Source organism: Arthrobacter sp. KNU-44, from assembly GCF_051843155.1.
Taxonomy (GTDB): Bacteria; Actinomycetota; Actinomycetes; order Actinomycetales; family Micrococcaceae; genus Arthrobacter.
The window spans coordinates 3979841-4006044 of the sequence record NZ_JBPXNG010000002.1 but is presented as its reverse complement, the minus strand read 5'-3'; the positions used below and the strand labels follow the sequence as shown (position 1 = coordinate 4006044).

The window sequence follows — 26204 nt, the reverse complement described above, 5'->3', positions numbered from 1 at the left end:
CTACGAAGGAGCACCATGACCACCACCACACCGCAGCCGTTCTACCTCGATTGCGATACCGGCATCGACGATTCCCTGGCAATCGCCTATCTCCTGGCGAGCCCCGAGGTGGAGCTGGCCGGGATCGGAACCGTCAGCGGCAACGTCAGTGCAGCAACCGGGGCCGTCAACACATTAAACCTGCTCCATGCCGCCGGCAGGTCCGGGATCCCCGTGGCCGTGGGCGCCCACGATCCCCTCGTGGGCACGTTCGACGGCGGGGCGCCGCACGTTCACGGCGAGAACGGCATCGGCGGGGTCGCCTTGGAAGACTCGGGACTGACGTCGGAATCAGAGACGGCCGCGGAGATGCTGGTGCGGCTCGCCAACGAGCACCCGGGTGAATTGCGCGTCATCGCCGTCGGCCCGCTCACCAATCTGGCCCTCGCGCTGCAACTGGACCCGAAGCTCCCGTCGCTCGTCCGCGATGTCACGGTCATGGGCGGAGCCGCGTTTGTGCCCGGTAACATCAGCCCAGTCGCAGAGGCCAACATTTTCAATGACGCCGAAGCAGCCGCCGTGGTGATGGAAGCCGATTGGCCGGTCACGATGGTTCCCTTGGACGTGACGATGAACCACCGCTTCGATGAGACCCATCGTTCCGCGCTTACGACAGCCGGACACCCGGTGGCCAGTGCGCTCTCCGGGATGCTCGTCCAGTACTTCGCGTTTTACAACACGATTTTCGGTGAGCATTGCGCCGCCCTCCACGATCCGCTGGCGGCAGCCATCGCCGTGGGTGCCCTCGAGCTCGACGACGCCCCGTACGTTGGAATTTCCGTGGACACGAGTACGGGTGAGACTCACGGCAAGACCCGCTGTGAGCGGATCGACGCCGGAGCCGCCTACGCTGGCCCGATGCCGGGTCGGGCGTCCCGGGTTGTGCTGTCCGTCAAGGGCGACGCCGCGGCGCACCTCCTGGAGCGGATCCTGTCTTTGCCTGCGGCGAACTGAAGGGGCTTTTGATGAACACTTCTTCACCCACCGAGGCCAGCCAGGCCGACCTCGAGATGCTGAACCGCGCCATTTCCCTCGCGAGGGCGGCCCGGGACCGCGGCGACCACCCGTTCGGCGCACTTCTATTGGCACCGGACGGAACAATCGTGGAAGCCGTGAACACCGTCAACACGGAACACGATCCCACCGGTCATGCCGAGACCAATCTGGTCCGCCTGAGCGCCAGGAAGCTCGACGCCGGCACATTGGCCGCCAGCACGCTGTACACAAGCACCGAACCGTGTGCCATGTGCACCGGGGCGATCTATTGGGCGGGAATCGGACGCGTGGTCTATGCCTTGTCCGAAAAGGACCTTGCCTCGATTGTCACCGAGCAGTCCGGCGTGCCCACTCTTGACCTGCCCTGCCGCGAAGTCCTTGCCCATGGCGGGAGTAGCGTCTCCGTGACGGGTCCCGTTCCGCTTCCCGAGGCAACAGAGGTCCATCTTGGCTTCTGGCACTAGTCCGGAAACCCGACACCGCAATCCAGCACCACCAAAAGGACAGCTCATGCCCATCCCCAGCACGCTCACTGTTGTCGGCAGCCTCAACGTCGATCTCACGTGCCGCGTCCACCGCCTGCCCTCCCCCGGCGAAACCATCGGCGGCGGCACCCTTACCCGTCAGCCCGGCGGAAAGGGAGGCAACCAGGCCGCGGCTGCTGCGCGGCTGGCCGGGGCCGCCCGGATGGTGGGCGCCGTCGGCGCGGATCCGGATGGGCGGCTTCTGATGGAGGCCCTGGACCGGGCAGGGGTTGATACTTCGGCAGTGGAGCAGGTTCCCGCGCCGACGGGGACGGCGTTGATCGTGATCGACAGCGAGGGCGAAAACCAAATCGCCGTGGCTCCTGGAGCCAATGCCGCGGTTTCGCTGGAACGTGCCGATTTCGCCGATGGCGGGCCGGTGCTCGCGCAGCTTGAAATCGCCGTAGACGCCGTCCTGGAAGCCGCGCGCCGCACCATCGGGTTCTTCGCCCTCAACGCCGCCCCGGCACAGGCACTCCCGGCCGAGCTTCTGGAACGCTGTGACCTGGTGATCGTCAACGAGTCCGAGTACGAGCTCATCCCCGAGCTCCGGAGCGCCGAACGCGTGGCCGTCACATACGGCGCAGGCGGAGCGTCGATGTACACGCAAGGCGTCAGGACCGCCCATGCCCCCGCAGCCAAGACGAGCGTCGTCAACAGCGTGGGGGCCGGTGACGCCTTCTGTGCGGCGCTCGTGTTGGCACTCGCGTCGGGCCTGGATGAGGAAAGCAGCCTCGCGGCCGCCTGCGCGGTGGGGGCCGCCGCCGTCGCGAGCGAGCTTTCCCAACCGGAGTTCGAGCGGCTGGAACACTACCTGGGGATCTAAGAATCCGAGCTTGAGATCCGCCCGAGGTGCTGGATACCGCCCGGCACCAGCGAACCGCGGGCTGCACCTACCATGCCTTCCACGGCGCGGGCGAGGTGCGTACCGCGGTCGCTGACGCCGTCCCAGCGCACCAGAGCCTGGGCATTCAGTCCGTCCACCATGCCCAGGATCTGCCAGGCGACAGACGGAGCATCGAAGGTATCGAACTCACCCGCGTCGATCCCCGCTTCGACCACGCGCTGCACCACGGCCTGCCATGCATCCATCTGCTCACGGACGCAGGCTGCGAGCGCCTCGTTCCGACGCCCCAGGGTCCACGCCTCCACCCAGATTGCAGTGACATCGAGCCGGCTGACGTCCATGAGCGTTTCGAGGAGCATCCCGAGCTGTTCCAAGGGAGTCGGCTGCTTCTCCAGAAGGCCCGCAACCTCCTCGGTCTCCGCCGCGACGATGGTCGAAAAGATGCCCGCCACCAAGGCCTCCGCATTGGGCTGGTAATGCGCGACGAGGCCTGAGGCCACTCCTACCCGCGCTGCCACGTTGCGCAGCGTAACGGCGGAAAGCCCCTGCTCAAGCGCTATTTCCTTGGCAGCCTCGGCTATTTCGGCCGCGCGTTCGGCCGGCGTCTTCCGCGCAGCGCGTTTCTGTATCGTGCTTGACATCACGTAACAGTCTAAAGTAGTTTTCTTGTTGTTGATCATGCGATCAATAAGAAATTTCACCTCACAACACAGAGGAGACTTCCATGGCCTGGAGAATGCCAGCCGAAACCGCACCCCACGAGCGCACCTGGATGGCGTTCCCCCGCCCTGGCCTGACCTTGGGCGACGACGCCGCTTCGGCGGAAGAAGCGTACTTGGCCTGGACCGCCGTCGCGCATGCAGTATCCGAATTCGAGCCCGTCACTATGGTGGTCGACCCCAGCGAACGGGACCGGGCCAGCCGCATGCTCGGCGCCGGAATCGAACAGCTTGAGGCTCCCCTCGACGAATTCTGGATGCGCGACGTCGGACCCACCTTCGTCGTCGACGACGAGCGTCCCGGCGTGCTCGGCGCAGTCGACTGGATCTTCAACGGCTGGGGCGCGCCGGCCTGGTCCGAATGGCAGAAGAGCGCCGGCATGGCCCGCTTTGTCGCCGAAGAGTCCGGCGCGGAACTGGTCACTTCGCTGCTGGTCAACGAAGGCGGCGCCATCCACGTCGATGGTGAAGGCACAGTCCTTGTCACCGAAACCGTCCAGCTGGATCCAGGCCGAAACCCGCACGCAGACAAGGCACGCGTCGAAGCGGAACTGTCGCGCACGCTGGGCACTACTCACACCGTGTGGGTACCCAGAGGCCTCACTCGTGACTACGAGGACCTCGGCACGCGCGGCCACATCGACATGGTGGCCACCCTTCCCTCCCCCGGCCGGGTCCTGCTGCACTCGCAGACAAATCCCGAGCACCCCGATTTCGAGGTCAGCCGCACCCTTCAACGGTTCTTCGAAACCCAGCAGGACGCTGCAGGCAAACCGTTCGAAATCACCCTGCTTCCCGCACCCGAGACCCTGCGGGACGCGGAAGGCTTCGTCGATTGGAGCTACGTCAACCACCTCGTGGTCAACGGCGGCGTGATTGCGTGCGGCTATGGCGAGGAGCGGGCCGACGCCTTGGCCGCGGAAATCCTGGCGGAGGCCTACCCGGGCCGCCGCGTCGTGACCGTGGATGCCCGGCCGATCCTCGCCCGGGGCGGAGGAATCCACTGCATCACGCAGCAGCAGCCCAAACTCACCAGCCAGGCCGCACGATGAGCCGCTTCGACGTCGTCGAGGCCTCCATCGCGCAGTTGCGGGCGGCGCTGGAGTCCGGCGAAGTGACCAGCGAGGAACTCACCCAGGTGTACCTGGACCGCATCGACGCCTACGACCGCACCGGCATCATGCTGAACGCGATGGTGGTGATGAACCCCGAAGCGCTCGCAGATGCCCGGGCCTCCGACGAGCGCCGGGCACACGGCACCACCTTCGGGCCCCTCGACGGCATTCCGTACACCGCCAAGGACAGCTACCTGGCCAAAGGGCTCACGGCCGCCGCGGGCTCCCCCGCGTTCGAAAACCTCATCGCCCAACGCGACGCCTTCACCATCGAACGCCTCCGCGCGGCAGGCGCCGTGCTCATCGGCCTGACCAATATGCCGCCCATGGCCAACGGCGGCATGCAACGCGGCGTCTATGGACGCGCCGAAAGCCCCTACAACGCCGATTTCCTCACTGCGGCTTTCGGTTCCGGATCCTCGAACGGCTCGGGAACCGCGACCGCGGCGAGCTTCGGAGCCTTCGGCCTGGGCGAGGAGACCTGGTCCAGTGGCCGCGCACCGGCGTCGAACAATGCCCTGTGCGCGTACACACCGTCGCGCGGGGTCATCTCTGTGCGCGGCAACTGGCCGCTGGTACCCACCATGGACGTCGTGGTGCCCCACACCCGGTCCATGGCAGACCTCTTGGAACTGCTCGATGTCATCGTTGCCGACGACGCCGAAACCCGCGGCGACTTCTGGCGCGCGCAGCCGTGGGTCCGGATCCCGGCCGCGTCCCGGGTGCGTCCTGCTTGCTACCCGGCGCTCGCACCATCCGACGTCGACGGCGCGCGCTCGGCTTTGAAGGGCAAACGCTTCGGGATACCGCGCATGTACATCAACGCGGACCCCGACGCCGGCACCAGCGAAACTCCCGGCGTCGGCGGACCCACGGGTCAACGAATCCAGACCCGCGATTCCGTGATCGAACTGTGGGAAGCTGCCCGGCGCGACCTCGAAGCCGCCGGAGGCGACGTCGTCTTGGTGGATTTCCCCGTGGTCTCCAACTACGAAGGCGACCGCCCGGGCGCGCCCACCATCTCCACCCGCGGACTGGTCAGCCCGGAGTTCCTGAAACGGGAAATCGTCGATCTCTCCGCCTGGGCCTGGGACGACTTCCTCGCAGCCAACGGGGATCCGGCGCTCAACAGCCTGGCCGACGTCGACGGCACGGCGATCTTCCCGCACCCGGAAGGCACCCTCCCGGACCGCTATGACGGGTTCGACGACCACATCGCCGACTACCCGGCGCACATCCGTGCACACGCGGTTGCCTCCCTCACCGACATCCCGCACCTCGAAGAAGGCCTGCACGGACTCGAAGCGACCCGGCGGGTGGACCTTGAGGAATGGATGGACGAACTCGGCCTGGATGCGGTCATCTTCCCCGCCGCCGCCGACGTCGGACCAGCCGACATGGACGTCAACGAATCCTCAGCCGACCTCGGCTGGCGCAACGGCGTCTGGGTAGCCAACGGCAACCTCGTCCCCCGGCACCTGGGGATCCCGACGGTCACCGTACCGATGGGAACCATGGGCGATATCGGCATGCCCGTCGGACTCACATTCGCCGGCCGCGCCTACGACGACACCGCACTGCTCGCACTGGCCGCGGCCTTTGAAGCAACAGGCGAGCGCCGCACCGCTCCCCCGCGCACACCGCGCCTCGACTAACGAATCAGGTGGACTCGTCGTCGAAAGGGGCCTTCTGCCCGGCCGCCAACCGCACAACCGGGCGGGCAGGAGGCTGGACAGGAGGCTGCGCCTGGGTTGGGACGACCGGCTCAGTGAGCGGCTCGTCCTCCAGGAGGGCTTCGCGGATAATGCGGCGAGGATCGTATTGGCGTGGGTCCATTTTCTGCCAATCGATGTCCTCGAATTCCGGGCCGAGCTCCTGGCGAAGCTTTTCCTGCGCGCCGGAGGCCATGCGCCGCAGTTCGCGGATAAGCCGCCCCAGCTTCCTCGCATACTCCGGAAGCTTGGTCGGTCCAAGGACCAAAACGGCAATAATCAGGAGAAGGACTACCTTCTCGATCGAAATATCGATCATGGCTCCATTCTAAATCCACCACCCGGTCGCTCCGGACGGCACCGGGCTTAGGAGATCGCGTACAACGCTACGGCAAGTCCAGCTGCCATCAGCGCCTCGCGGACACCCTTCAATCGGGGCACGGCGTGCGATTTGCTCTCGGCTGGCATCGCGAACGTGCCCAACAGCCAACCCGTGGCGGCGAAGAGCATGAGGATCGCGCTCATGATGTCGGCAAGGATGATGCCCAGTTGGTGTCCTGGATGATCCCACACCGATCCAGCTCCACTCGACGCGGAGAGCAGCACCCAGCCTGAAAGGGCCGCCACCGCTGCGCCATAGATCGCCGACCATCGCGCTGTCCCGGCTGTCCCCGGGCTTTTGTACACGATCCTCACGACGGACAAGAGGAAGACAAGGCCAATCGCCGCGCCTAGCGGGACCACACCGAGCGGAGCCCATCCGAGCCCTACCGCCGCCATTGCGGCGGCCAATATCCCGGCTGCGGCGGCGTCAATCCGGGCCGTGACACTCTTGGCCCGGAAGATGGCTCCGAACCCCAACACGGCCGCTGCCCCGAACAGCAGCACCAGAGCGCCTACAACAAACGAACCTCGGAACATATCCTGCCAATCCTCCTGAGCGCTTCCGGATGAAACCCACCCGCAGTCATATCAGTTCCGGATGGGAGAACCCTGCATGCTGCGCAGATCAGCGCTGGAACAACTGGGCAATGACGCCGGAGCGGACAATGATGGTGGCCCCTAGCGCGACGTAGACCACAGGAATTACCCAGTTTCCAGCCCGGCGGCAGAGCGCAGCTACGGTCGGGTGCGCTGTCAGCCAGTAGCCGGCGGCGCACCACACTGCCACCATCACCCCAAAAGTCAGACCCGTCGCCACCGAAGCAGCCGGTGCCAGCGAGCGGAACAGCGGAATGTAGACGGAAATGTTGTCTCCACCGTTGGCGACTGTCACGGCGACAACCACGGGCACGGTCAGCGACCGGGGCTTCGGTGGATCTCCGGACGCGCGGGCAATCCTGAGCAAGGCGTAACAGCCCAAAGCAAGCGGGACCAGACCGAGGAAACCCACCCACTCCACCGGGACGGGGTTGAGCGCCAATGCCGCTGCGGCCGCAACCCCGGTCAGTATTCCGATGCCGATGTATTGGCCTACCCAAATTCGCCAGAGTCTTGGCACCGGGCGCGTCCTGGCTGACAAGAAAAGAACGGACAAGACCAGAAGGTCATCAAGATTTGTCGCCGCAAAGGCTCCGGCCGCTGTCAGTACGGTGCCGCCCAGATCTTCCATCGTTGATGACACTACCGCTTGGAGACTCGAGCTTGCCCGGACCACACCGGCTGGCGCCAGCGACCGGGCCATGGCAGCATCGGACGATGACTGCAGATACCCGTCCGTACGTCGAGCCCGAGCAGCCGGACCTTGCCGTTCCGCTACTCGGCGGAGACGTGACGGAGGGGCTCGTCCGGGTCGGCGACACAGTGCGGCGGCCTGTAAGCGACGCTTCGCAGCGGGTCCGCCGTCTCCTGGATTTCCTGCAATCGGCCGGATTCCAGGGAGCGCCCCGCTTTCTGGGCATCGACGAAGGCGGCAGGGACACCCTGAGTTTCGTTCCCGGGGACACCGCCGGCCGCCCCTGGCCACGCTGGGTCGCCGACGAATCGAGCGCAATCAGCGTCGCGCGCCTGGTCCGGAGCTACGATGACGCCGTGCAGCCGCTGGGCGTACCCACTTGGGCACGCGCGGGCGACGATGACGATCCGCAGGGGTGCCCTAGCTCGATCGCGGGACCGGCAACATTCCTCGCCCACATGGACATCACCCCGGAGAATGTCGTCTTCCAGGACGGTACCGCCGTAGCCCTGATCGACTTCGATTTAGTGCGCCCCGCAACACGCGCGGAAGAAGTTGCGAACTTGCTCCTCTGGTGGGGCGCCTGGATGCCCGTCACGGACCGTGATCCCGTCATGCGCGACGTCGATGCCGGCTCCCGGGCTGCTTTGCTCGTGGACGCCTATGGCCTGGGTCCAGTTGATCGCGCCGAGGTAGTTGATGTGGCCAGGAACGGCGCCGACCGCTCCTTGCATTTGATGAGGCGCAGGGCCCTCACCATAGGCGGCGGCTGGAAGAGGATGTGGGATGGGGGCGTCGGCGACAAGATCCTTCGCCGCCAAGCGTGGCTGGCCGAAAACGCCGGAGTTCTCCACGCCGCGATAACGTGACCGGCGCTTAGAATTCTTCGTCGAGATGGCGTAGGAGAAAAGGAAGCGTCGCGCGCATGGTCCGGAGATCGCCGTCGCTGGCTGCTTTCTCCCCAAGGTAGTCTCCATGGTTCCCCGGCACGATCATCAGGCGGCTCCCCGGGATAGCCCGGACCACCTGCACCCCGTGCTCGGGCTTGATCACATCACGGTCGCCAAGCAATACGAGAGTCGAAGCCGTGATGGAGCCCAATTGTTCGTCGGTCCATCCCGGAAATGTCAGCATTCGTTGGCTGTCCAGGATAAAGAGTTTCTCAAGGTGCTGCGGGTCCGGATTGAGCTTGAGGTCTGCCTCCCGGTAGACCTCGGGCATGTCAGCGGAAGTGGCGTTCTGGAGTCCGTCCCAGAATCCTTCCACCATGGCATCGCGCGCGGCCATGGACGACGCGATGATCAACTTGCGCACCACCGCAGGATGTTCCATGGCCAAGGCGAGCGCGGTGTGGCCGCCGGCACTGAAGCCGAGCACATCCGCCAGCGGAACGTCCAGCTGACGAAGAACCGCCGCGACGTCCGCGGCTGAGTTTTCGGCAGTGAGGGGTCGATCGATCGGCGCCGTGTGGCCGTGACCTTCTTCTTCGACGGCGATGACTTGCCGCGTCCCGATCAGCAGCGGGATGAGCTCCCGGAAGTTCGACTCGATCGTGGATCCGCCGCCATGGATCAATACCAGGGGAGCCCGGTCCGGCCGAGGTAGGCCATGAACCTCGTAATACATCCGCAGGGAGCCGTTGTGCGCGTAGCCATGTTCAAAGTCCACGCCCCCACCCTAGCCGCCGGCTGTTGCTACTTGGCAAGAGCGTGGGGAACTCAAAGCGCCTTAACATTTTCACCTAATGAGAATGAGTATTGATAGCATCAGTACTCTCATCGCTTCTAACATGAAAGTCCCCCATGCACCCTGCCCTCCTGGTTCGAGATTTGAGGGTGTCCCTCCGGGGACGCGCCCTGATTGACGGAGTCAGCTTCGCTATTGACCCGGGTCAAAGACTGGCACTTCTCGGAGCCTCGGGTTCGGGCAAGTCACTGACCGCGGCAGCCCTCCTCGGACAGCTTCCAGCTGCGATGAGTGCTTCAGGACGGTTGCAGATCAACGGAGTGGACGTGCCGTTGTCCAACAGGCGAAGGCGCCGCGCCGGGATCACCGCAATCCATCAGGACCCTATGTCAGCGCTCAATCCCTTGGTACGCCTGGGCAGACAGCTGGAGATCCCGCTACTGCATGCCGGCCATTCGGCCTCCATCGCACGGCAACAGGCACTTGAGCTGCTCGCGTCGGTGGGGATAGAAGAAGCCGAACGGACCATGGAGAGTTTCAGCGGCGAATTGTCGGGCGGTCAGCTGCAACGGGTCTGCATCGCCCTCGCCCTGGCCTGCCGTAGCGCCGTCCTGGTGGCGGATGAACCGACTACCGCACTGGACATGGTCAGCCAGGCCAATGTCCTCGATGCCTTGTCCTTGTATTCGGAATCGACCCATTCCGAATCCGCGCATTCCGCGTCTGCGCATTCCACGTCCACCGGAGCGATGTTGTTCATCACTCATGACCTTGCTGTGGCTGCGGCCTTTTGCCACCAGGGCCTTGTCTTAAGTTCCGGCCGGATCGTCGAGGAGGGATCGATGGAGTCGCTAGTGGAGCGGCCCAAGCACCGGTACACGAAGCAGCTGGTGGAAGCCGCGCATGTCGGTTTCGATTCCCTTCGCCGGGAGGCCTCAGCATGAATGCGGTATTGAGCGCCGACAATCTGGGCCTCACCTACCCCGGCAGGGGGCTCCTGAAGAAACGGTCATCCCGGCCGGCTCTGCAGGACGTTTCCCTCAGCATTGCCGCCGGCGGCAGCATCGGCCTGGTTGGCGGCTCGGGCGCAGGAAAATCGACGCTCCTGCGGATCTTGCTCGCTTTGGACAAGCCGAATGCCGGAACCGTGACGTTCAATGACACCCCGGTTGCGCCGGGCCCGGCTTCGTCCTTGAGGTGGTATCGCCGTGCAGTGCAATACATCCCGCAGAATCCCGCGGCGAGCCTCGACCCGGGCATGAACGTGGAGCGCCTTCTCCTGGAACCTCTGAGGCAACTGCGCATTGACGGCGACCACCGGGGGATGATCCTGAATGCCCTGCAACGGGTAGATCTCGATCCGGGCATGCTCAACCGACTGCCCCGGGAACTCTCCGGCGGCCAAAACCAGCGCGTGGCCATTGCACGGGCCCTGGTCCCCGCGCCGAGCATCCTCCTGGCAGACGAGCCGGTCAGCGGGCTCGATCTTCCCCTCAGGAACACGGTCTTGGACCTCATGGAACAGCTGGTCCAGGGGGACGGACTGGGGCTCCTTTTCGTCTCGCACGACCTGTCCGCGATCGCCCGCCTGTGCTCCGAGACCCTGGTTCTCTCCGGGGGACGCATCGTGGAGCGCGGGCCGACCGCAGCCGTGTATGCCAATCCACAGACCCGGGAGGCCAAGGAGCTCGTAACCTCCGCGGCACTCATGCACCGTTGCCTTCCGGCCGCCCTCCCCGGGCCGTACCCGCAACAAGTCCGCCCCGCCTAAATCCACTCGCACCCACGAAAGAAGGCATCCATCCATGGCTATTCCACGTCCAAAAGCAGTTGCCGCGATACTCCTCTCCTTCGCAATGGCCGCAGCACTCAGTGCTTGCTTCGCCCAAGGCAACACATCATCGGTCACCAGCAACGACTCCCGAATCAAAGTAGCCATGTTGCAGCCACCCCGTTCAGGGCTCACCCCACTGAGCGACGATGCCTTCAAACTCTCACGGTGGAAGACCGCCGAGACGCTGGTTGTCCTGGATGCCCTTGGCGACGCCCAGCCATCGCTTTCAACAGCCTGGAAGCAACTGGACAGCAGGAACTGGCGCTTCGAACTCCGCGCAGGCGTGAAATTCCATGACGGAACGCCTCTGACGGCCGAGCAAGTGACGGCATCGCTGACGGCGGCGGCCAACGCAAAGCCCAAGCCACGGATCCTCGACGGCGTCCAGCTGAGCGTCCGGACGGACGGCGGGAACGCCGTCGTCGTCACCACCCAAACGGACGACCCGCTGGTTCCGCAGCGGCTTTCCAGCCCGCAGCTTTCCATCCTCGCCGCGTCCGCCTACAAGCCCGTCGGGGTCGTCAGCCCCATCAACGCAGGAACCGGCCCCTACGTCCTTGCTTCCGCGGACGGCACCAGCTCGGCAACACTCAACCGCTTCGCCGACTACTGGGGCGAAAAAGCGGCAAGCAGCGGGGTCGACGTCCAATACGTTCCCGACGGCACGGCGCGCGCGGCCGCGCTGAGGACTGGAACTGCCGACGTCGTGGAGGCCATTCCCGTAGGCCAGGTCGCCCAGATCAAGGCGGACTTGGTTCACGAAGTCCCCATGCCCCGCACCAATACCCTCTACTTGAACACCAAGGCGGGTCCCTTCGCGGATCCGTCGGTCCGGGCAGCGGCACGCACCTCGGTCCAACGGGCCACCATTGTTGACCGGGTCTACGAAGGACGTGCGGACATCGCCGAAGGCCTCTTGGGCCCAGCTCTCCCCTGGGCGGCCAAGGAGCGGCAAAACACCACATACATTGAAACCCTGAAGAAGCGGGGGGAAGCGGCACCCGCCAATGGCCGCCACATCAAACTCGGCACGTTCACCGATCGGGCCGAACTGCCCGAGGTCGCCGTGCAGCTTGAGCAGCAGCTCGAAGCCGCCGGCTTCATCGTGGAGCAGGAAGTCCGCGAGTACCAGCACATCGAGGCAGACGCCCTGGCCGGCAAGTTCGATGCCTTCATCCTGTCCCGGGCCACGGTCCTCGACTCCGGCGACCCCGTCGCCTACATGTTCAGCGACTTCTCCTGCAAAGGCTCCTTCAACATCTCCCAGTTCTGCGATCCGGAGGTGGACGCAGCACTGAGCAAGGCCGCCGCCATCCCGGCAGGCCCGGAGCGCCGGGCGGCAATTGCCGCCGCCGAAGCACTGATCCTCGCGAAGGATGCGGCCGTGCCGCTGCTGCACGAACGCGTCATCCAAGGCGAATCAGCCAGGATCCACAACGTCGAACGTGATCCCCGCGAGCGCGCCCTGATCACGAGCAAGACAGGAATCGCCGGCTGATGCGGAGCCCGGCGTTCATCAAAACCGCGGCTTCCCGGGCCGTGGCACTCTTCGCCATAGTTGTGCTGATCGGGATCTTGCCGTGGCTATCGGGACAAAGCCCGGAATACACCATCCTGAGGGCCCGTTACGCCGACCGGGAAGCGATTGATGAAACGCTGGGCATGATCCGCGCGGAGCTCGGACTCGATCGAGGACCGGTGCGCATCTTCCTCGACTGGGCCGGGGGCCTTTTGCGCGGGGACATGGGGAATTCCTGGATCACCAACACCCCTGTTGGTCCCGGCACCCTGGAAACTCTCGGAGTCTCCGTTACGCTGATGGCCTGCGCGGTGGCCGTTGCGACGGTGGTGGCCACCACACTGTGCGTTCCTTCCGTGATTCGCGGACTGGCCGGGAACCCGGGCCGAGGTTCCGGCGTCGTGGCGGCAGCCATGACCGCCCTCCCCGAGTTCCTCCTCGCGGCGATGCTCCTTGTCGTCGGTGCGGTGTGGCTGGGCTGGTTCCCGCCGTATGGCTGGCAGGGCCTGGACCACGCGGTGTTGCCGGCCCTCGCCCTCGGTCTGCCCGCCGGCGGGCTCATCGGGCGGTTGCTTTCCGACGCCATCAGCCTGGCGTTCGCCGAAAAATGGGTGGCCACGTGGGCCATGGCCGGAGCCAGCCGCGCGAGGCTCACCGGTGCGGTACTCCGCCGGGCCCTGCCATCGGTGATGAGCCAGATCGGGCTTGTCCTGATTGGCCTCACCGGCGGGGCGGTTGCCGTGGAGAAGGTCTTCGCGATTCCCGGTTTGGGCCGCGCGGTCCTGGGCGCGGCGAGCGCCCAGGACATACCCGCGTTGCAGGCCGGAGTACTGGCCCTTCTCATGCTGGCCATCGCAGCCGGTTCCCTCAGCGCCGCGGCCCGATACCTTCTCATGGGAGCGGCGCTGCGCTCTGGGACAGTTCCGGTCCCGGACTCGCCGGGAAGATCACGACGGCGGGATGCCGCGGTTCCGCTCGTTGCGGCAGGAGCGTTGCTGCTCATCGTCGTCGCGGGATTGCTTCGCGACCCATTCACCTCGAGCCATGCGCGGCTTGCCGGCCCGGGCTTCGAGCTGCCCTTCGGGGCCGACGCGAGCGGACGGGACCTCCTTGCCAGGGTGGGGCACGGTGCCGTGTCCACGCTGGGAACGGCTCTGCTCGTGGTGCTGGCTTGCCTTGTGATCGGGATCGTCGTCGGGCTCTTCCCGCTCGCGGCGACTGGTCCCCTTGAAGTAGCCAACGCCGCTCCGCCCATCCTGGCCGGCCTGATCGTTGCCGTGGTGACCGGGCCGTCTGCCGAAGGTGCGGCGATAGCCGTCACCCTGGTCAGTTGGGCACCCCTCGCCGCCCACACAGCGGCCTTGGCGCAGGAGGCCAGGGCCCAGCCCCACGTGAAGATCCTTCCGGTCCTGGGTGTGGGGCGGGTCCGCATCCTCTGGCGCTATATCCTCCCGGCCATCCTTGGCCCGGTGTTCAGGCATTCGATGCTCCGGGTACCGGGAATCGCGCTCGCCTTGGCTGCTTTGGGATTCCTCGGCCTCGGCCCCCACCAGCCGTCGCCCGAGTGGGGCCTGATCCTCGCCGAGGGTATCAACTACGTGGAGCGTGCCCCTTGGGCCGTTGCCGCCCCGGCCTCGGCGTTGATCCTCGCTTCGATCCTGGCCGTTTCGCTGTCGAGCGTGACGTGGTCGCGCTCGCAGGGGGCTCCGGCCTCCAATTGACTCATTCGAATATATGTTCGAAAATTGAAGTATGTCATCCCGCCTGTCTTCCGCTTCGCCGGCTTCGCTGCGCGATGACTTGCAGGCGCAGATCCACCTCATGCAGGGCAAGCGCGGAAGCGAACGTTCGCTTCCAGTGCTCCCCTCACTCAGCAGGCTCCTTCCGGGGGGACTGCGCCCGGGAGCGGCGTACTCCATACAGGGATCCATGTCCCTGGCCATGGCATTGTTGGCCGGACCGTCCCTCAATGGCTCCTGGTGCGGGGTAGCTGGGCTGCCTGACTTCGGGGTCGAGGCGGCAGCAGGTTTCGGCATTGCGCTCGACCGGCTGGTGCTGGTGCCTGACCCCGGGACCAGCTGGACGCAGGTGATCGCTGCCATGGCGGACGTGCTCTCGGTGGTCCTTGCACGCGCTCCGGAAAGAGTCGCACCAGCCGAGGCTGCACGCTTGGGAGCCAGGCTCCGGGAACGGAGTTCCGTCCTCCTTGTCATGGGACCCTGGCCGCAGAGTGAAGCCGTCTTACAAGTGAATGGATATGAGTGGGCGGGGCTCGGACAGGGCCACGGACATCTCGCCAAGCAGGAGCTCGAGCTCCAAGTCGCTTTGAGGGGCAGTTCCCGCAGGGCCTCCGTGGATCTTGCGGACAGTGGCCCGGTAGATCTGTCCCGCCACCGGATGGGAGCATGATGCTGTTTCAACTTGAAACCCCGGTGCGCGCGTTGGTGACATGGTTCCCGGATTGGCCCCTTGTCGCCGCCCGCTTGGCAGATGCCCTGCCGCCTGATGTACCCGCGGCAGTCGTAGCCAAAGGTGTCATAGCTGCCTGCTCCGCGGAAGCCCGGGCAGAGGGAGTAGTCCGGGGCTTGCGGCTAAGGGAAGCGCAGACCCGCTGCCCTGAGTTAGTGGTGTGTGCTGTTGATCCGGTGCGGGATGCGAGGGAATTCGAGCCCGTGGTCTCGTCACTCGAGGAACGGACTCCTGGCGTGGAAGTGCTTCGCCCCGGACTATGCGCTATCCGGGCCAAGGGTGCCACCCGATATTACGGCGGAGAGGAAGCGGCCGCAGGTGCTGTGCTTGAATCGGCGGACAGCCTTGGTGTGGAGGCCCGTGTGGGGATTGCGGATTCCGTGTTTGCCGCCGAGCAAGCAGCCCGGAGCACCAGCGAACTCTCTGCCGTTCTTGTGCTCCCGGCGGGTTCTTCCCGGGATTTCCTGGCTCCATTTCCAGTGGAAGTACTAGGGCAACCGAAACTAGCTTCCTTGCTCAAACGCCTTGGCATCCTCACTTTGGGGAATTTCGCCAATCTTCCCGCTGCCGATATCCGCGCCCGTTTCGGGGCGGCCGGAGTCACTGCGCACGCCCTGGCGAGCGGCCAGGATCCCCGCAAGGTGATCCCCCGGACTCCCCCGCGGAAACTTGAACAACGGGCGGACTTCGAACCCGGCCTGGACCGGGTTGACCAACTCGCCTTTCAGCTCCGCGCCACGGCAGACGCCTTCGTAGCCGAGGTGCAGACTGAAGGCTTGGTCTGCACCGAGCTAAGGGTTCTGATCACTGACGATGCAGGGAGCCGCTCGGAGCGGACGTGGGGCCACCCCCGCCATTTCACGGCCAGCGACGTCGTGGACAGGGTGCGCTGGCAGCTTCAGTCACAGCCCCCCGCCCGCGCCACCGATAAAACAGTCGACGGCGGAATGCACGACGGCGGCATGGCTCGCGGCGGACTGTCGTCGCCGGTCACGCGGGTCGAGTTCGTCCCCGTCCGGGTGGACTCCATCGCCCATCATGGGCGGGCGCTCTTTGGAGACGGAGCCGAGGAACAGATTCATCATGGACTCAGCCGGATCCAAAGCATGTTGGGGCATGAAGCTGTGGTCGTGCCTGCGGTCTCCGGAGGCCGCTTGCTGGCCGAGCGGCGCCGTTTGGTTCCTTGGGGAGATGCCTTGCCCGCGGGATCGGCAGCCCTGGCCAGCAGGCCGTGGCCCGGAAGGATTCCAGACCCGCAGCCCGCCACGGTGTTCGCCTCCCTTATCCCTGTCCTGCTGCTTGATGCGAACAAGGAAAAAGTCCGTACAGACCACCGTGGCGGGTTGATTGCCCCGCCTATGTGGTTCTGTCCCGGCGGAGACCCCGCACGACGACGACTGGTAGCTCAGTGGGCCGGCCCTTGGCCGCTGCGGCAGAGATGGTGGGACGCCGACCATCGCCTTGAAGCGGACCGGTTCCAGCTTGTGGACGGGAATGGAGAGGCCTGGCTCCTTCTCCTGGACGAGCAGAACTGGTGGGCAGAGGCCCGCTACGACTGAACACCAGACGCTGAACTCTAGTCAGGAAGACAAAGATGGCTTGGAACAACCCGTCAATCCCATGGTCGGAGTTCGAACGCACCCTCTCGGACCGGCGAGTGCCGGAGATCGGCAAGGCCAAAGGAGACGGCGGTGACAGCCCGGCCTGGTCGAGGAAACGCGGGCCTTACCGTCCTGTCCCCCTCGATCCCGCAGGGGTCGCATCGAGGGCGGATGCCGCCGTCGTGCCTTATGCCGAACTGCACGCGCATTCGCACTACAGCTTCCTGGACGGCGCCTCCTCACCCGAGAAACTGGTTGAGGAGGCGGTCCGGCTGGGTATCCATGCCCTCGCACTGACCGATCACGACGGCTTCTACGGGATCGTGCGAATGGCGGAGGCCGCAGAAGCCTATGAGCTAAAGACCGTGTTCGGCGCTGAGCTGTCGCTCGGGCTCAGCAAACCCCAGCAAGGGGAAGCCGACCCCGAAGGTGACCATTTGCTCGTCCTCGCCCGGAAGGAAGAGGGCTACCACCGATTGGCAGGGGCGATGACGTCCGCCCATCTGGCAGCCGATGCGGAGAAGGGCCATCCCATCTACGACCTCGATGAGCTGGCGCATACCCTGAGGGACCACTGCCTGGTGCTGACCGGATGCCGTAAAGGCTCAGTCCGGAGGGCCCTCATGAGCGACGGCGAGCAAGCCGCTGCCTTTGAGGTGGATGCGTTGATCGAGAGATTCGGGCGGGAAAACGTGGTGGTGGAGCTGTTCGATCACGGGAATCCCCTCGACAGCAGCCACAACGACGCCCTTGTCCGTATTGCCGAGCGGGCGGGGATACCTTTCATCGCCAGCAACGCCGTACATTATGCGTCCCCCGAGGGATACCCGCTGGCAACGGCCATGGCGGCTGTCCGGGCACGCCGCAGCCTGGAGGAACTCGACGGGTGGCTGCCCGCAAACAGCGGCGCCCATCTGCGGAGCGGTTCCGAGATGGCAGCACGGTTCGCCCGCTACCCCGGCGCGGTCGAGCGGACTGTCGAAATCGCCGACGAGCTTGCGTTCCAGTTACGGGCAGCCCGCCCGAAGCTCCCCAAGCTTGATGTTCCTGCCGGGCACAGTCTTATCACCTGGCTCCGGCAACTTGTTGAAGAAGGTGTCAGGGACAAATACCCGTATGCCGACGAACGGGTCCATAGCCGGATCGAGCAGGAACTCGCAGTGATCGAGGCGAAGAACTTCCCCGGCTATTTCCTGATTGTGCACGACATCGTGCAGTTCGCGCGTTCCAGCGGCATCCTCTGCCAAGGCCGGGGTTCCGCGGCGAACTCGGCTGTCTGCTACGCGCTGGGGATCACCGCCGTCGACAGTATCTTCTACAACCTTCCGTTCGAGCGTTTCCTCTCCAGCCTCCGCGAGGAAGAACCGGACATCGACGTCGATTTCGACTCGGACCGGCGGGAAGAAGTCATCCAGTACGTCTACCGCAAATACGGACGGTTCAACGCGGCCCAAGTAGCGAATGTCATCAGTTACAGGCCGAAGAACGCCGTCAGGGACATCGCCAAGGCGCTCGGCTACAGCCAGGGCCAGCAGGACGCGTGGTCCAAGCGGCTCGATCACTGGGGCGATCTCAGCGAAGGCAAGACCAACAACATCCCGGCCCCGGTCCTGGAACTTGCTGACCAGATACTGGGCTTCCCCCGGCACCTGGGCATCCACTCCGGCGGTATGGTCCTCACCGAACGGCCTGTCGGCGAGGTGGTACCCATCGAACGTGCCCGGATGGAAAACCGCACGGTCCTGCAATGGGACAAGGACGATTGCGAATGGATGGGCCTGGTCAAGTTCGACCTTCTCGGCCTGGGCATGCTCGCCGCACTGCAGTACTCCTTCGATTTGATCGACAAGCATTTCGGGGAGCGTTGGACAATCGAGACCATCCCGCGGGAAGAACCGGCCGTCTACGACATGCTCTGCCGGGCCGACTCGATCGGGGTCTTCCAAGTGGAATCACGGGCCCAGATCAGCACTCTGCCCCGGCTGAAACCGAGGGAATTCTACGATCTGGTGGTCGAAATCGCGCTGATCCGCCCGGGTCCCGTCCAAGGCGGCGCCGTCCACCCGTACATCCGACGCCGTGCAGGCACGGAAAAAGTCACGTATCTTCATCCATTGCTGGAGCCCGTGCTGAAGCGGACCTTGGGTGTGCCCTTGTTCCAGGAGCAGCTGATGCAGATGGCAGTTGCCGTGGGTGGCTGCACTGCCGAGGATGCGGACCTGCTCCGCCGCGCGATGGGCTCCAAGCGGGGCCGGGAGAAGATCGAGTCCCTCGAGGCCAAGCTCTATGCGGGGATGGCGGCCAACGGAATCAGCAAGGACGACGCCGACGCCATCTACGGCAAGATCCAGGCCTTTGCCAACTTCGGTTTCGCGGAATCCCACTCCTTGAGCTTCGCGGTGTTGGTCTACGCAAGCTCGTGGCTGAAGCTGCACTACCCCGGCGCGTTCCTCGCGTCCCTGCTCCGGGCACAACCCATGGGCTTCTACTCCCCGCAAACCCTCGTGGCGGATGCCCGCAGGCACGGGGTCCAGGTGTTGCGTCCTGATGTACTGCATTCCCTTGCCGAGGCGACCCTCGAAGTGCTCGACGAGGCTACAAGTACCGAAGCGGGCCAGGCAGGCGGCATGGCTTCCTGCCTGGACTTCCACCAGCCGGAGATCGGCCTCTTCCAGCAGGATCGACCACGTGAGGACCACCTGCACCGGCGGGATGGCTCGCACGCTGTGCGGTTGGGGCTCGACGGCGTGACGTCCATCGGTGCCGAGGTGGCGAAGCGGATCGTCACCGAGCGTGAGGAGCATGGTGCCTACGGGGATATGGCGGATTTGTCCCGCCGTGCGAATCTCAGCGCGGACCAGCTGGAGGCACTCGCTTCAGCCGGCGCACTGGATTCGCTGGGGATGAACCGCCGCGAAGCGTTGTGGCAGGCCGGAGATGCCGCGCTCGAGCGGGAAGGACAATTGCCGGGGACCCGCGTCGCCGTCCAGCCGCCGCTGCTGCCCGAGCTCTCCCCCCTGGAAAATGTTGCCTACGACATGTGGGCCACAGGAATCAGTACCGATGACCATCCGATGCGCCATGCCCGCGGAGCCCTGGATTCCAGAGGGGTGCTGCGGGTGGACCGGCTCTCCCAGGTCGAGTCCGGCACGCGTGTTGAAGTGGCCGGCGTCGTGACCCACCGCCAACGCCCCCAGACCGCGCAAGGGATCACCTTCGTCAATCTGGAGGACGAGAGCGGCATCCTCAACGTCATCTGCAGCGTTGGCCTCTGGAAGAGGCATCGCCGCGTCGCCCGGGAATCATCCGCGCTGATCGTCAGGGGGTTCCTTGAACGATCGCCGGAAGGAGTCACCAATCTCGTGGCGGACAAGCTCGAACCCCTGGTCCTGACAGTGAAGTCCAACTCCCGCGATTTCAGGTAGCCAAAAACCAGGCCCGGGCGGGGTTGGTCACTCCCGGAGCATCCCGGAACTGTTCGGGCTGCGCTGCCCAGCCCACGCCGTTCGCGATGACCCTCTGGATCTGCGGCTGGTGGTAAACGGGGTACTCCTGGTCGCCGGGGCTGAAGTAGAAGATCCGCCCCTTGCCGCGGGAGAACGTCACGCCGGAGCGGAACACCTCGCCGCCTTCGAAGGAGCTGATGAAGATCAGGTCGTCCGGCTCCGGAATGTCGAAGAGTTCGCCGTACATCTCCTGCTTGGGGATCAGGATGGGGCTCTCGACGCCGGCCGCGATCGGATGCGATGGCTTGACCGTCCACACGAGCTCGCGTTCGCCGTCGTTGCGCCACTTGAGCGAACACGTGGTGCCCAACAGCCGGGTGAAGATCTTCGCGAAATGCCCTGAGTGCAGCACCACGAGTCCCATCCCGCCCAGGACATGCCGCTGGACGCGTTCCACTGCCTCATCGCTGACCTCGTTGTGGGCGATGTGCCCCCACCAGAGCAGGACGTCGGTGGCGGCAAGGGTTTCCTCGTCCAGCCCGTGTTCGGGATCGGCGAGGGTCGCCGTCGTGATTTCAGCATCCGGGTAGTAGCCCCGCAGACCCGCCGCGATGGCACCGTGGATGCCGTCCGGGTACATTTCCGCCATGGAGTCCGGTTGGTTGCGGGCCTCGTGGACGGCTTCGTTCCAGACGACGATCTTCAGTTTCTTGTCGGTCATCAGAGCACCACTTCGCGTTGTTCGAGGGCGGACTTGTAGCAGGCATCAAGGATGAGGGCGCGGCTCAGGGCGAGCGATCCGTCGTGTTGTCCCCAGACGGTCTCCCCGCCGCGGACGGCGGCGATGAAGTCGTCGACGACGGCCTGATGGGCAAGGCCTGGAATCGCTTCGGGCTCGTAGTCGGCGTTCTCGCCGTCCTTCTCCGTGAAGATCTTCAAGCTGCCGACGGGCTGCAGCGGCGCCCCGGCGGCGCGTAGTTCGGCACCGCCGTCGGTCCCGTAGACCGTGAAGTCGAGCAGGTCGTCCACCTCGCGGTAGCTCGCCCAACCCGCTTCGAGGATCAGGGTACCGCCGCCTTCGAGCCGGATGAAGGCAGTGGCGAAGTCCTCTACTTCGAACTTGTGGCTCGCGGGCCCTGCGGTGTACCGGGAGTTGCCGCCGCGGCCCCGCGGCCCTAGCTCCGAGTGGGTCTGCGCCGAGACGGACAGGACCTTGGGCTCGCCCAAAAGGTGGAGCGAGTAGTCCAACACGTGGACTCCGATGTCAGCCAGTGGACCGCCGCCGGCCAGTTCCGGATTGGTGAACCAGCTGCCCAGGGTCGGGATGCCGGCGCGGCGCAGCCAGGAGCCCTTGGCGTAGTACGGACGTCCGAGTCCGCCGTCGTCGATGATGCTCTTGAGTTTTTGAATGTCGCCACGGCGGCGGTGGTTGAACGCAACGTCCAGGACCCGGCCGGCCTTCCGGGCCGCCTCGACCATGGCGCGTCCTTCGTCGCCGTTGCGTGCCAGTGGCTTTTCGCTCAGTACGTGCAGTCCACGCTCCAGGGCCGCTATGGAAATCGGAGCGTGCAGGAAGGTCGGAACGGCCACGCTGATCGCATCCAAACCTTCCAGCCCGATCATGTCTTCCCAGCGTGCGAAAGCATGCGGAATGCCGTATTCCTGCTTCATCTGGGCTAGGAGGTCTTCTTCCATCCCGGCGACGGCGACGATATCCACGCCTTCGATGGCGCTGTAAGCCTTAAGGTGCTGTTGGCCAGCCCATCCGATGCCCACAACGCCCACTTTGAGGCGTGCTGACGTTGCTTGTTGCTGAATGCCCACGGTATTCCTGTCTTTTCGCGTATTCCGGGTTGGGGCCAATAAATACGCTTTCATGGGCCTCCGAACAGCGTCAATCAGTTAAGCGCTTCGACTTTTCGCCGTTTCCGGATTGGGGCATGCTACGAGCCTCCATGGCTGGGCATGCGCCTAGACTGAGGGGCGGAAAAGGAGTCGCCATGGCCAAGAAACCGACAATCTACGACGTCGCCGAGCGCGCCGCCGTCTCGATTGCAACGGTATCGCTCTCCTTCACCCAGCCGCACCGGGTGCGCGAATCCACCAGGACATTGGTGATGGAGGCTGCGCACGAACTCGGTTACCTTCCAAGTGCCAGCGCGAGGGGCCTGGCCCGGGGAAAACGGGAGCAATCGGCCTTTTCTCCTACGACTACTTCAACCGGTCCGGCGCTGGCGCGGCCCGCGTCCCCGGCGATGCGGACGCTCTCCTGCCCCGTGATCTGTTCTCCGACGACGCCAACGGGGAGTTTCGGCTCTTCCCGCTGTATCACGACGAGGTGCAGCGGGGCGTCGAAATGGAATGCCGCAGGCGGGGCTTCGTTCTCATGGTCGGAGAGGGTGGTGGCGGCAGATCCGAGGCGGACATCAACGACATTGCCGGCCGTGTGGACGGCCTTGCGGTGTTCCCCAATACTTTTCCGGTCGAGGTCCTGCGGCGGATCGCGGAACGGATTCCGGTAGTGGAGCTTGCCGATCCACCGGAGGAGACCGGGCTGAACCGCGTCTCGGTGGAGAACACCGAAGGCATGCGGGTCCTCACGAACCATTTGATCCAGCACCACGGACACCGCGCCATCACTTTTGTGGGCCCGTCCGGCTCTCCGGACCGTGAACAGCGCTTCGCCGGATACCTCCTGGCCATGGCAGAGGCGGGGTTGGACACCCAAACGCTGCCGGCACCGGGGCGGGACGCGAACGGCACGTTGGGCGCCGGGGTGGACCTGGCTGCGGACTCGGACGCGACTATCCATGGGCTGTTATCGGGCGCCGCACTTCCTGAAGCACTTGTCTGTTCCGTCGATGCCGAGGCACTCCTGTATCTGGATGCCCTGGAACGGGCCGGAGTGGAAGTGCCGGGACAGATTGCGGTCACGGGTTTCGATGGATTGGCGGCGGGCCGGGTCAATCGCCCCACGCTCACCACCGTCCGACAGCCCATGATCGCCCTGGGGCGTGCCGCCGCCAGCATCCTCATCCACCAGATCGCCAATCCCGGATCCGAGCCGGTGTCCAAAGAGCTACCCGTGGAGCTTGTAGTGCGGGAAAGCTGCGGCTGCGGCTGAACTACGAAAGCAACGTTGCCGCTGGGCGACGCCCCCTTTAACGGAACGCGCCCCCGCTGCTCGAACCGCAGCGGGGGCGCATTTCTTAGGCGTTCGCGATCAGTCCCAGTTCGGCCTTCGAGGCCAGGGAGGGGTGCTTCGGGAAGACCCGGACGGTGTAGCCGAACGATCCGGAGCGGTTGATCAGGATGGACCCGGTGAACAGGTGGCGCCCGTTGCCGAGGTCCTCCGTTTCGGTCAGCTCGACCAGAGCAACATCCTCCAGCTCGTCCCCGTCCTGAGCCCTGCCATACGCCACTTCAACCGACACGTCCTCGGGCGTGAGTTCGTGGAGGGCGATGTAGGCGTTGACCTGGAGGGTGTCGCCGATCTGGGGTTCTTCGGAGACGCCGATGGAATCGACGTGTTCCACGATCAGCTGCGGCCAGGCGTTGCGGACCTTGGTGGTCCACGCCGCGAGTTCCTTCGCTTCCTTGAACGACGCCGTTCCCGCTTGCCTGCCGGCCACAGCTGCCGGGCGGTAGAGGGTGTTGACGTAGTCCTGCAGCATCCGGTCCGCCGAGACTGCCGGGCCGAGGTGGGCCAGGGTGTGCTTGATCATGGACACCCAGTGCGTCGGCACGGCTTCCGGGCCCGACTGCGAGGGCCCGGCCGCGCCGGCGTCCGCGGAGACCGTGGAGCCGTAGAAGCGCGGCGCCACCTGGGTCTCCAGGAGCTCGTAGAGCGCGGCGGCTTCGATGTCATCGCGTTCGGTCGGTGACGCGTCGTTGTTCGCGGTCGGGATCGCCCAGCCGTTCTCGCCGTCGTACATCTCATCCCACCAGCCGTCCAGCACCGAGAGGTTCAGGGAGCCGTTGATCGCCGCCTTCATCCCGGACGTGCCGCAGGCCTCCAGGGGCCGCAGCGGGTTGTTCAGCCACACGTCGCAGCCCGGGAACAGGGTCCGGGCCATGGCGATGTCGTAGTTGGGCAGGAACACGATCCGGTGCCTCACGGCGGGGTCGTCGGTGAACTTCACCAGGTCCTGGATCATCTTCTTGCCGGCGTCATCGGCCGGGTGGGACTTGCCGGCGATGACCAGCTGGATGGGGTGCTTCGGGTGCAGCAGCAGCGCCTTGAGGCGGGCCGGGTCCCGGAGCATGAGGGTCAGGCGCTTGTAGGTGGGCACGCGCCGGGCGAAACCGATCGTGAGCACGTCCGGGTCCAGCACGGTGTCCGTCCAGCCCAGCTCCGCATCGGCCGCCCCGCGCTTCTTCCATGAAGATCGCAGGCGCTTGCGCACGTCATCAACCAAGGCGGAACGCAACTCGCCTCGCAGGGCCCAAAGCTCGGCATCGCTTACGTCGTAGATCTTGTCCCAGCCCGTGGCATCCACGTCGGTGCTGCCGAAGTACTTTGCGGCGAGCCGGCTCATCTTGGGATCGATCCAGGTGGGTACGTGGACGCCGTTGGTGACGGAGGTGATGGGGATTTCGGAGTGGTCGAAGCCCGGCCAGAGCCCGGAGAACATCTCGCGGGAGACCACGCCGTGGAGTTTGGCCACGCCGTTGGCCCGCTGCGCCAGGCGCAGGCCCATGACGGCCATGTTGAAGACCGCGGGGTTGCCGCCGTCGTAGTTTTCCCGGCCCAGGTCCAGGACTTTCTCCACCGGGACGTCCGGGGCCAGGCCGGCGTCGAAGAAGTGCCTGATCTGCACGGCCTCGAAACGGTCGATGCCGGCCGGGACGGGGGTGTGGGTGGTGAACACCGTGGACGCGCGTCCGGCGGCGAGGGCCTCGGACCAGCTCAGCGGGGCTTCGGCGGACATGAGTTCCTGGATGCGTTCGATGCCCAGGAACCCGGCGTGGCCTTCGTTGGTGTGGAACACTTCCGGGGCCGGGGTGCCGGTGAGGCGCTGGTAGACGCGCAGGGCCTTCACCCCGCCCATGCCCAGCAGCAGTTCCTGCTGCAGGCGGTGGTCACCGCCGCCGCCGTAGAGCCGGTCCGTGATCCCGCGCGCGGCATCGTCGTTGGCCGGGACGTTCGAGTCCAGCAGCAGCAGCGGAACCCGCCCGACGTCGGCACGCCAGATGTGCGCCCGCAGCGTCCGGTCACCCGGCAGCGGAAGCGTGACCAGAGCCGGCGAACCGTCTTCCTCACGCAGCAGTGTCAGGGGCAGCCCGTCCGGGTCCAGGACCGGGTAGGTCTCCTGCTGCCAGGCGTCCCGGGAGAGGGACTGCTTGAAGTAGCCCGCCTGATACAGCAGCCCGACGCCGATCAGCGGCACGCCCAGGTCCGAAGCGGCCTTCAGGTGGTCCCCGGCCAGGATCCCCAGGCCGCCGGAATACTGCGGAAGCACCTCGGTGATCCCGAACTCGGGCGAGAAATACGCGATGCACGCCGGAGCATCCGGACCCAGGCCCTGGTACCAGCGCGGCTCACTCAGATACCGGTCCAGATCCACCGCCGCCTGCTGCACGCGCTCGACGACGGCGCCATCCGCGGCAAGGTCCTGCAGTTCCTCGCGGCTGACCAGGCCCAGGAAAGTCATAGGGTCATGCTCGCTTTGTTCCCAGGCTTCGGCGTTCAGCGCGGAGAACAGTTCACGCGTCGGCAAATGCCATGACCAACGCAAGTTCTTCGCCAATCGGGCGAGCGGGGCTATAGCTTCCGGCAGAACCGTTCGTACCGTGAACCGTCGAATCGCTTTCACTTCCGGCCACCTTCGAACGCGGACAGCGCCGGTTTGGTCGACGTTTTCATGCGGTGTACCTCCAAGAGGTTGTTGTGATGATTGGGGAGATGTTGGCTAGGGGTGGGACCACCGCGGGGCCAGGTGGGGAGGCCTTTGCGGGCACAACCGGCACAGGGCAAGCGCTTACATGCTTGGGACGGGCATCATTGGCCCCTCCTGCGCCC

The 26204-nt window shown here is 65.3% G+C and carries 22 protein-coding genes and 1 pseudogene; 15 read left to right on the top strand and 8 right to left on the bottom strand.

Translation table 11 applies throughout. From position 1 onward, the window contains the following. The first annotated feature begins 15 nt into the window (after nucleotides 1-15). From ACSVHC_RS19805 to ACSVHC_RS19795, 3 genes are read left to right on the top strand one after another with little or no spacing between them, the layout of a single operon-like run. Nucleotides 16-993 carry a nucleoside hydrolase gene (locus tag ACSVHC_RS19805; protein ID WP_437770509.1) on the top strand — a complete coding sequence of 326 codons (978 nt, stop codon included), beginning with the start codon at nucleotides 16-18 and terminating at the stop codon, nucleotides 991-993. Between the two features lie 11 nt (nucleotides 994-1004). Further along, nucleotides 1005-1499, top strand: coding sequence for a nucleoside deaminase (locus tag ACSVHC_RS19800; RefSeq protein ID WP_437770510.1), 495 nt, complete (start codon nucleotides 1005-1007; stop codon nucleotides 1497-1499). Between the two features lie 46 nt (nucleotides 1500-1545). After that, nucleotides 1546-2385, top strand: a complete 840-nt coding sequence (locus ACSVHC_RS19795) for a ribokinase (RefSeq protein ID WP_437770511.1) — start codon at nucleotides 1546-1548, stop codon at nucleotides 2383-2385. On the opposite strand, the gene ACSVHC_RS19790 is transcribed toward ACSVHC_RS19795, so the two are convergent. Continuing rightward, nucleotides 2382-3047: a TetR/AcrR family transcriptional regulator gene (locus ACSVHC_RS19790; RefSeq protein ID WP_439181239.1), complete on the bottom strand. Its 666-nt coding sequence runs from the start codon at nucleotides 3045-3047 to the stop codon at nucleotides 2382-2384. The two genes, ACSVHC_RS19795 and ACSVHC_RS19790, sit on opposite strands and share 4 nt — an antisense overlap. Nucleotides 3048-3130: 83 nt before the next feature. Between ACSVHC_RS19790 and ACSVHC_RS19785 the strand changes: the two genes are divergently transcribed. Both ACSVHC_RS19785 and ACSVHC_RS19780 read left to right on the top strand, forming a co-directional pair. Then, a complete protein-coding gene (locus ACSVHC_RS19785; RefSeq protein ID WP_437770513.1) occupies nucleotides 3131-4177 on the top strand; it encodes an agmatine deiminase family protein in 1047 nt (348 codons plus the stop codon). Next, the gene (locus ACSVHC_RS19780) at nucleotides 4174-5895 is read left to right on the top strand and encodes an amidase (protein ID WP_437770514.1); all 1722 of its coding nucleotides are present in this window, start codon (nucleotides 4174-4176) and stop codon (nucleotides 5893-5895) included. Before ACSVHC_RS19785 ends, ACSVHC_RS19780 begins: the two co-directional genes overlap by 4 nt. Nucleotides 5896-5899: 4 nt before the next feature. Here the strand turns inward: ACSVHC_RS19780 and ACSVHC_RS19775 are convergent, their stop codons facing one another. The 3 genes from ACSVHC_RS19775 to ACSVHC_RS19765 all read right to left on the bottom strand — a co-directional run bounded on the left by ACSVHC_RS19775 (nucleotide 5900) and on the right by ACSVHC_RS19765 (nucleotide 7564). Beyond that, a complete protein-coding gene (locus tag ACSVHC_RS19775; RefSeq protein WP_437770515.1) occupies nucleotides 5900-6271 on the bottom strand; it encodes a sec-independent translocase in 372 nt (123 codons plus the stop codon). 47 nt (nucleotides 6272-6318) lie between these two features. Beyond that, nucleotides 6319-6840, bottom strand: coding sequence for a hypothetical protein (locus ACSVHC_RS19770; protein WP_437770516.1), 522 nt, complete (start codon nucleotides 6838-6840; stop codon nucleotides 6319-6321). 121 nt (nucleotides 6841-6961) lie between these two features. Further along, nucleotides 6962-7564 (bottom strand): cadmium resistance transporter, encoded by a 603-nt coding sequence (locus ACSVHC_RS19765; RefSeq protein ID WP_439181238.1) that lies wholly within the window; start codon nucleotides 7562-7564, stop codon nucleotides 6962-6964. 86 nt (nucleotides 7565-7650) lie between these two features. Here ACSVHC_RS19765 and ACSVHC_RS19760 point away from each other — a divergent pair, with 86 nt between their 5' ends. After that, nucleotides 7651-8496, top strand: coding sequence for a phosphotransferase (locus tag ACSVHC_RS19760; RefSeq protein ID WP_437770518.1), 846 nt, complete (start codon nucleotides 7651-7653; stop codon nucleotides 8494-8496). Between the two features lie 7 nt (nucleotides 8497-8503). Here ACSVHC_RS19760 and ACSVHC_RS19755 read toward each other — a convergent pair whose 3' ends face one another. Next, nucleotides 8504-9295 (bottom strand): alpha/beta fold hydrolase, encoded by a 792-nt coding sequence (locus tag ACSVHC_RS19755; RefSeq protein WP_437770519.1) that lies wholly within the window; start codon nucleotides 9293-9295, stop codon nucleotides 8504-8506. A gap of 134 nt (nucleotides 9296-9429) precedes the next feature. On the opposite strand from ACSVHC_RS19755, the gene ACSVHC_RS19750 reads away from it, so the two are divergent. The 7 genes from ACSVHC_RS19750 to ACSVHC_RS19720 are packed head-to-tail and all read left to right on the top strand — an operon-like array spanning nucleotide 9430 to nucleotide 20161. Further along, entirely contained in the window at nucleotides 9430-10257 is an 828-nt protein-coding gene (locus tag ACSVHC_RS19750) for an ATP-binding cassette domain-containing protein (protein WP_437770520.1), read from the top strand. Then, complete coding sequence (locus ACSVHC_RS19745; protein ID WP_439181237.1) at nucleotides 10254-11084, top strand: ABC transporter ATP-binding protein; 831 nt, start codon at nucleotides 10254-10256, stop codon at nucleotides 11082-11084. The genes ACSVHC_RS19750 and ACSVHC_RS19745 overlap by 4 nt, the downstream gene beginning before the upstream one ends. Before the next feature lie 34 nt (nucleotides 11085-11118). After that, complete coding sequence (locus tag ACSVHC_RS19740; protein WP_437770522.1) at nucleotides 11119-12645, top strand: ABC transporter substrate-binding protein; 1527 nt, start codon at nucleotides 11119-11121, stop codon at nucleotides 12643-12645. Next, nucleotides 12645-14387, top strand: coding sequence for an ABC transporter permease subunit (locus ACSVHC_RS19735; RefSeq protein ID WP_439181236.1), 1743 nt, complete (start codon nucleotides 12645-12647; stop codon nucleotides 14385-14387). Before ACSVHC_RS19740 ends, ACSVHC_RS19735 begins: the two co-directional genes overlap by 1 nt. A gap of 31 nt (nucleotides 14388-14418) precedes the next feature. Next, nucleotides 14419-15075, top strand: a complete 657-nt coding sequence (locus ACSVHC_RS19730; RefSeq protein ID WP_437770524.1) for a hypothetical protein — start codon at nucleotides 14419-14421, stop codon at nucleotides 15073-15075. Then, a complete protein-coding gene (locus ACSVHC_RS19725; protein ID WP_437770525.1) occupies nucleotides 15072-16694 on the top strand; it encodes a DNA polymerase Y family protein in 1623 nt (540 codons plus the stop codon). Before ACSVHC_RS19730 ends, ACSVHC_RS19725 begins: the two co-directional genes overlap by 4 nt. Before the next feature lie 35 nt (nucleotides 16695-16729). Further along, nucleotides 16730-20161, top strand: a complete 3432-nt coding sequence (locus ACSVHC_RS19720) for an error-prone DNA polymerase (RefSeq protein WP_439181234.1) — start codon at nucleotides 16730-16732, stop codon at nucleotides 20159-20161. Here the strand turns inward: ACSVHC_RS19720 and ACSVHC_RS19715 are convergent. Both ACSVHC_RS19715 and ACSVHC_RS19710 read right to left on the bottom strand, forming a co-directional pair. Further along, nucleotides 20154-20903, bottom strand: coding sequence for a ThuA domain-containing protein (locus ACSVHC_RS19715; RefSeq protein ID WP_437770527.1), 750 nt, complete (start codon nucleotides 20901-20903; stop codon nucleotides 20154-20156). The two genes, ACSVHC_RS19720 and ACSVHC_RS19715, sit on opposite strands and share 8 nt — an antisense overlap. After that, nucleotides 20903-22006, bottom strand: a complete 1104-nt coding sequence (locus ACSVHC_RS19710) for a Gfo/Idh/MocA family protein (protein WP_437770528.1) — start codon at nucleotides 22004-22006, stop codon at nucleotides 20903-20905. Before ACSVHC_RS19710 ends, ACSVHC_RS19715 begins: the two co-directional genes overlap by 1 nt. Before the next feature lie 116 nt (nucleotides 22007-22122). Here ACSVHC_RS19710 and ACSVHC_RS19705 point away from each other — a divergent pair. Both ACSVHC_RS19705 and ACSVHC_RS19700 read left to right on the top strand, forming a co-directional pair. Then, nucleotides 22123-22275: pseudogene (locus ACSVHC_RS19705) on the top strand (hypothetical protein); the annotation flags it as partial. Between the two features lie 245 nt (nucleotides 22276-22520). Further along, on the top strand, nucleotides 22521-23306 hold the full coding sequence (locus ACSVHC_RS19700) for a LacI family DNA-binding transcriptional regulator (RefSeq protein WP_439181233.1): 786 nt from the start codon (nucleotides 22521-22523) through the stop codon (nucleotides 23304-23306). A gap of 85 nt (nucleotides 23307-23391) precedes the next feature. Here the strand turns inward: ACSVHC_RS19700 and glgP are convergent, their stop codons facing one another. Beyond that, on the bottom strand, nucleotides 23392-25998 hold the full coding sequence (gene glgP, locus ACSVHC_RS19695) for an alpha-glucan family phosphorylase (RefSeq protein ID WP_439181232.1): 2607 nt from the start codon (nucleotides 25996-25998) through the stop codon (nucleotides 23392-23394). Nucleotides 25999-26204: the final 206 nt, after the last annotated feature.

Excerpts from the sequence above, each read along its gene's own strand:
- ACSVHC_RS19800 (WP_437770510.1), top strand. The coding sequence starts at position 1,005 with ATGAACACTTCTTCACCCACCGAGGCCAGCCAGGCCGACCTCGAGATG.
- ACSVHC_RS19725 (WP_437770525.1), top strand. The coding sequence starts at position 15,072 with ATGATGCTGTTTCAACTTGAAACCCCGGTGCGCGCGTTGGTGACATGG.
- ACSVHC_RS19735 (WP_439181236.1), top strand. The coding sequence starts at position 12,645 with ATGCGGAGCCCGGCGTTCATCAAAACCGCGGCTTCCCGGGCCGTGGCA.
- ACSVHC_RS19765 (WP_439181238.1), bottom strand. The coding sequence starts at position 7,564 with ATGGAAGATCTGGGCGGCACCGTACTGACAGCGGCCGGAGCCTTTGCG.
- ACSVHC_RS19720 (WP_439181234.1), top strand. The coding sequence starts at position 16,730 with ATGGCTTGGAACAACCCGTCAATCCCATGGTCGGAGTTCGAACGCACC.
- ACSVHC_RS19745 (WP_439181237.1), top strand. The coding sequence starts at position 10,254 with ATGAATGCGGTATTGAGCGCCGACAATCTGGGCCTCACCTACCCCGGC.
- ACSVHC_RS19785 (WP_437770513.1), top strand. The coding sequence starts at position 3,131 with ATGGCCTGGAGAATGCCAGCCGAAACCGCACCCCACGAGCGCACCTGG.
- ACSVHC_RS19715 (WP_437770527.1), bottom strand. The coding sequence starts at position 20,903 with ATGACCGACAAGAAACTGAAGATCGTCGTCTGGAACGAAGCCGTCCAC.
- ACSVHC_RS19775 (WP_437770515.1), bottom strand. The coding sequence starts at position 6,271 with ATGATCGATATTTCGATCGAGAAGGTAGTCCTTCTCCTGATTATTGCC.
- ACSVHC_RS19760 (WP_437770518.1), top strand. The coding sequence starts at position 7,651 with ATGACTGCAGATACCCGTCCGTACGTCGAGCCCGAGCAGCCGGACCTT.
- ACSVHC_RS19795 (WP_437770511.1), top strand. The coding sequence starts at position 1,546 with ATGCCCATCCCCAGCACGCTCACTGTTGTCGGCAGCCTCAACGTCGAT.
- ACSVHC_RS19790 (WP_439181239.1), bottom strand. The coding sequence starts at position 3,047 with ATGTCAAGCACGATACAGAAACGCGCTGCGCGGAAGACGCCGGCCGAA.
- ACSVHC_RS19740 (WP_437770522.1), top strand. The coding sequence starts at position 11,119 with ATGGCTATTCCACGTCCAAAAGCAGTTGCCGCGATACTCCTCTCCTTC.
- ACSVHC_RS19780 (WP_437770514.1), top strand. The coding sequence starts at position 4,174 with ATGAGCCGCTTCGACGTCGTCGAGGCCTCCATCGCGCAGTTGCGGGCG.
- ACSVHC_RS19730 (WP_437770524.1), top strand. The coding sequence starts at position 14,419 with ATGTCATCCCGCCTGTCTTCCGCTTCGCCGGCTTCGCTGCGCGATGAC.
- ACSVHC_RS19750 (WP_437770520.1), top strand. The coding sequence starts at position 9,430 with ATGCACCCTGCCCTCCTGGTTCGAGATTTGAGGGTGTCCCTCCGGGGA.
- ACSVHC_RS19805 (WP_437770509.1), top strand. The coding sequence starts at position 16 with ATGACCACCACCACACCGCAGCCGTTCTACCTCGATTGCGATACCGGC.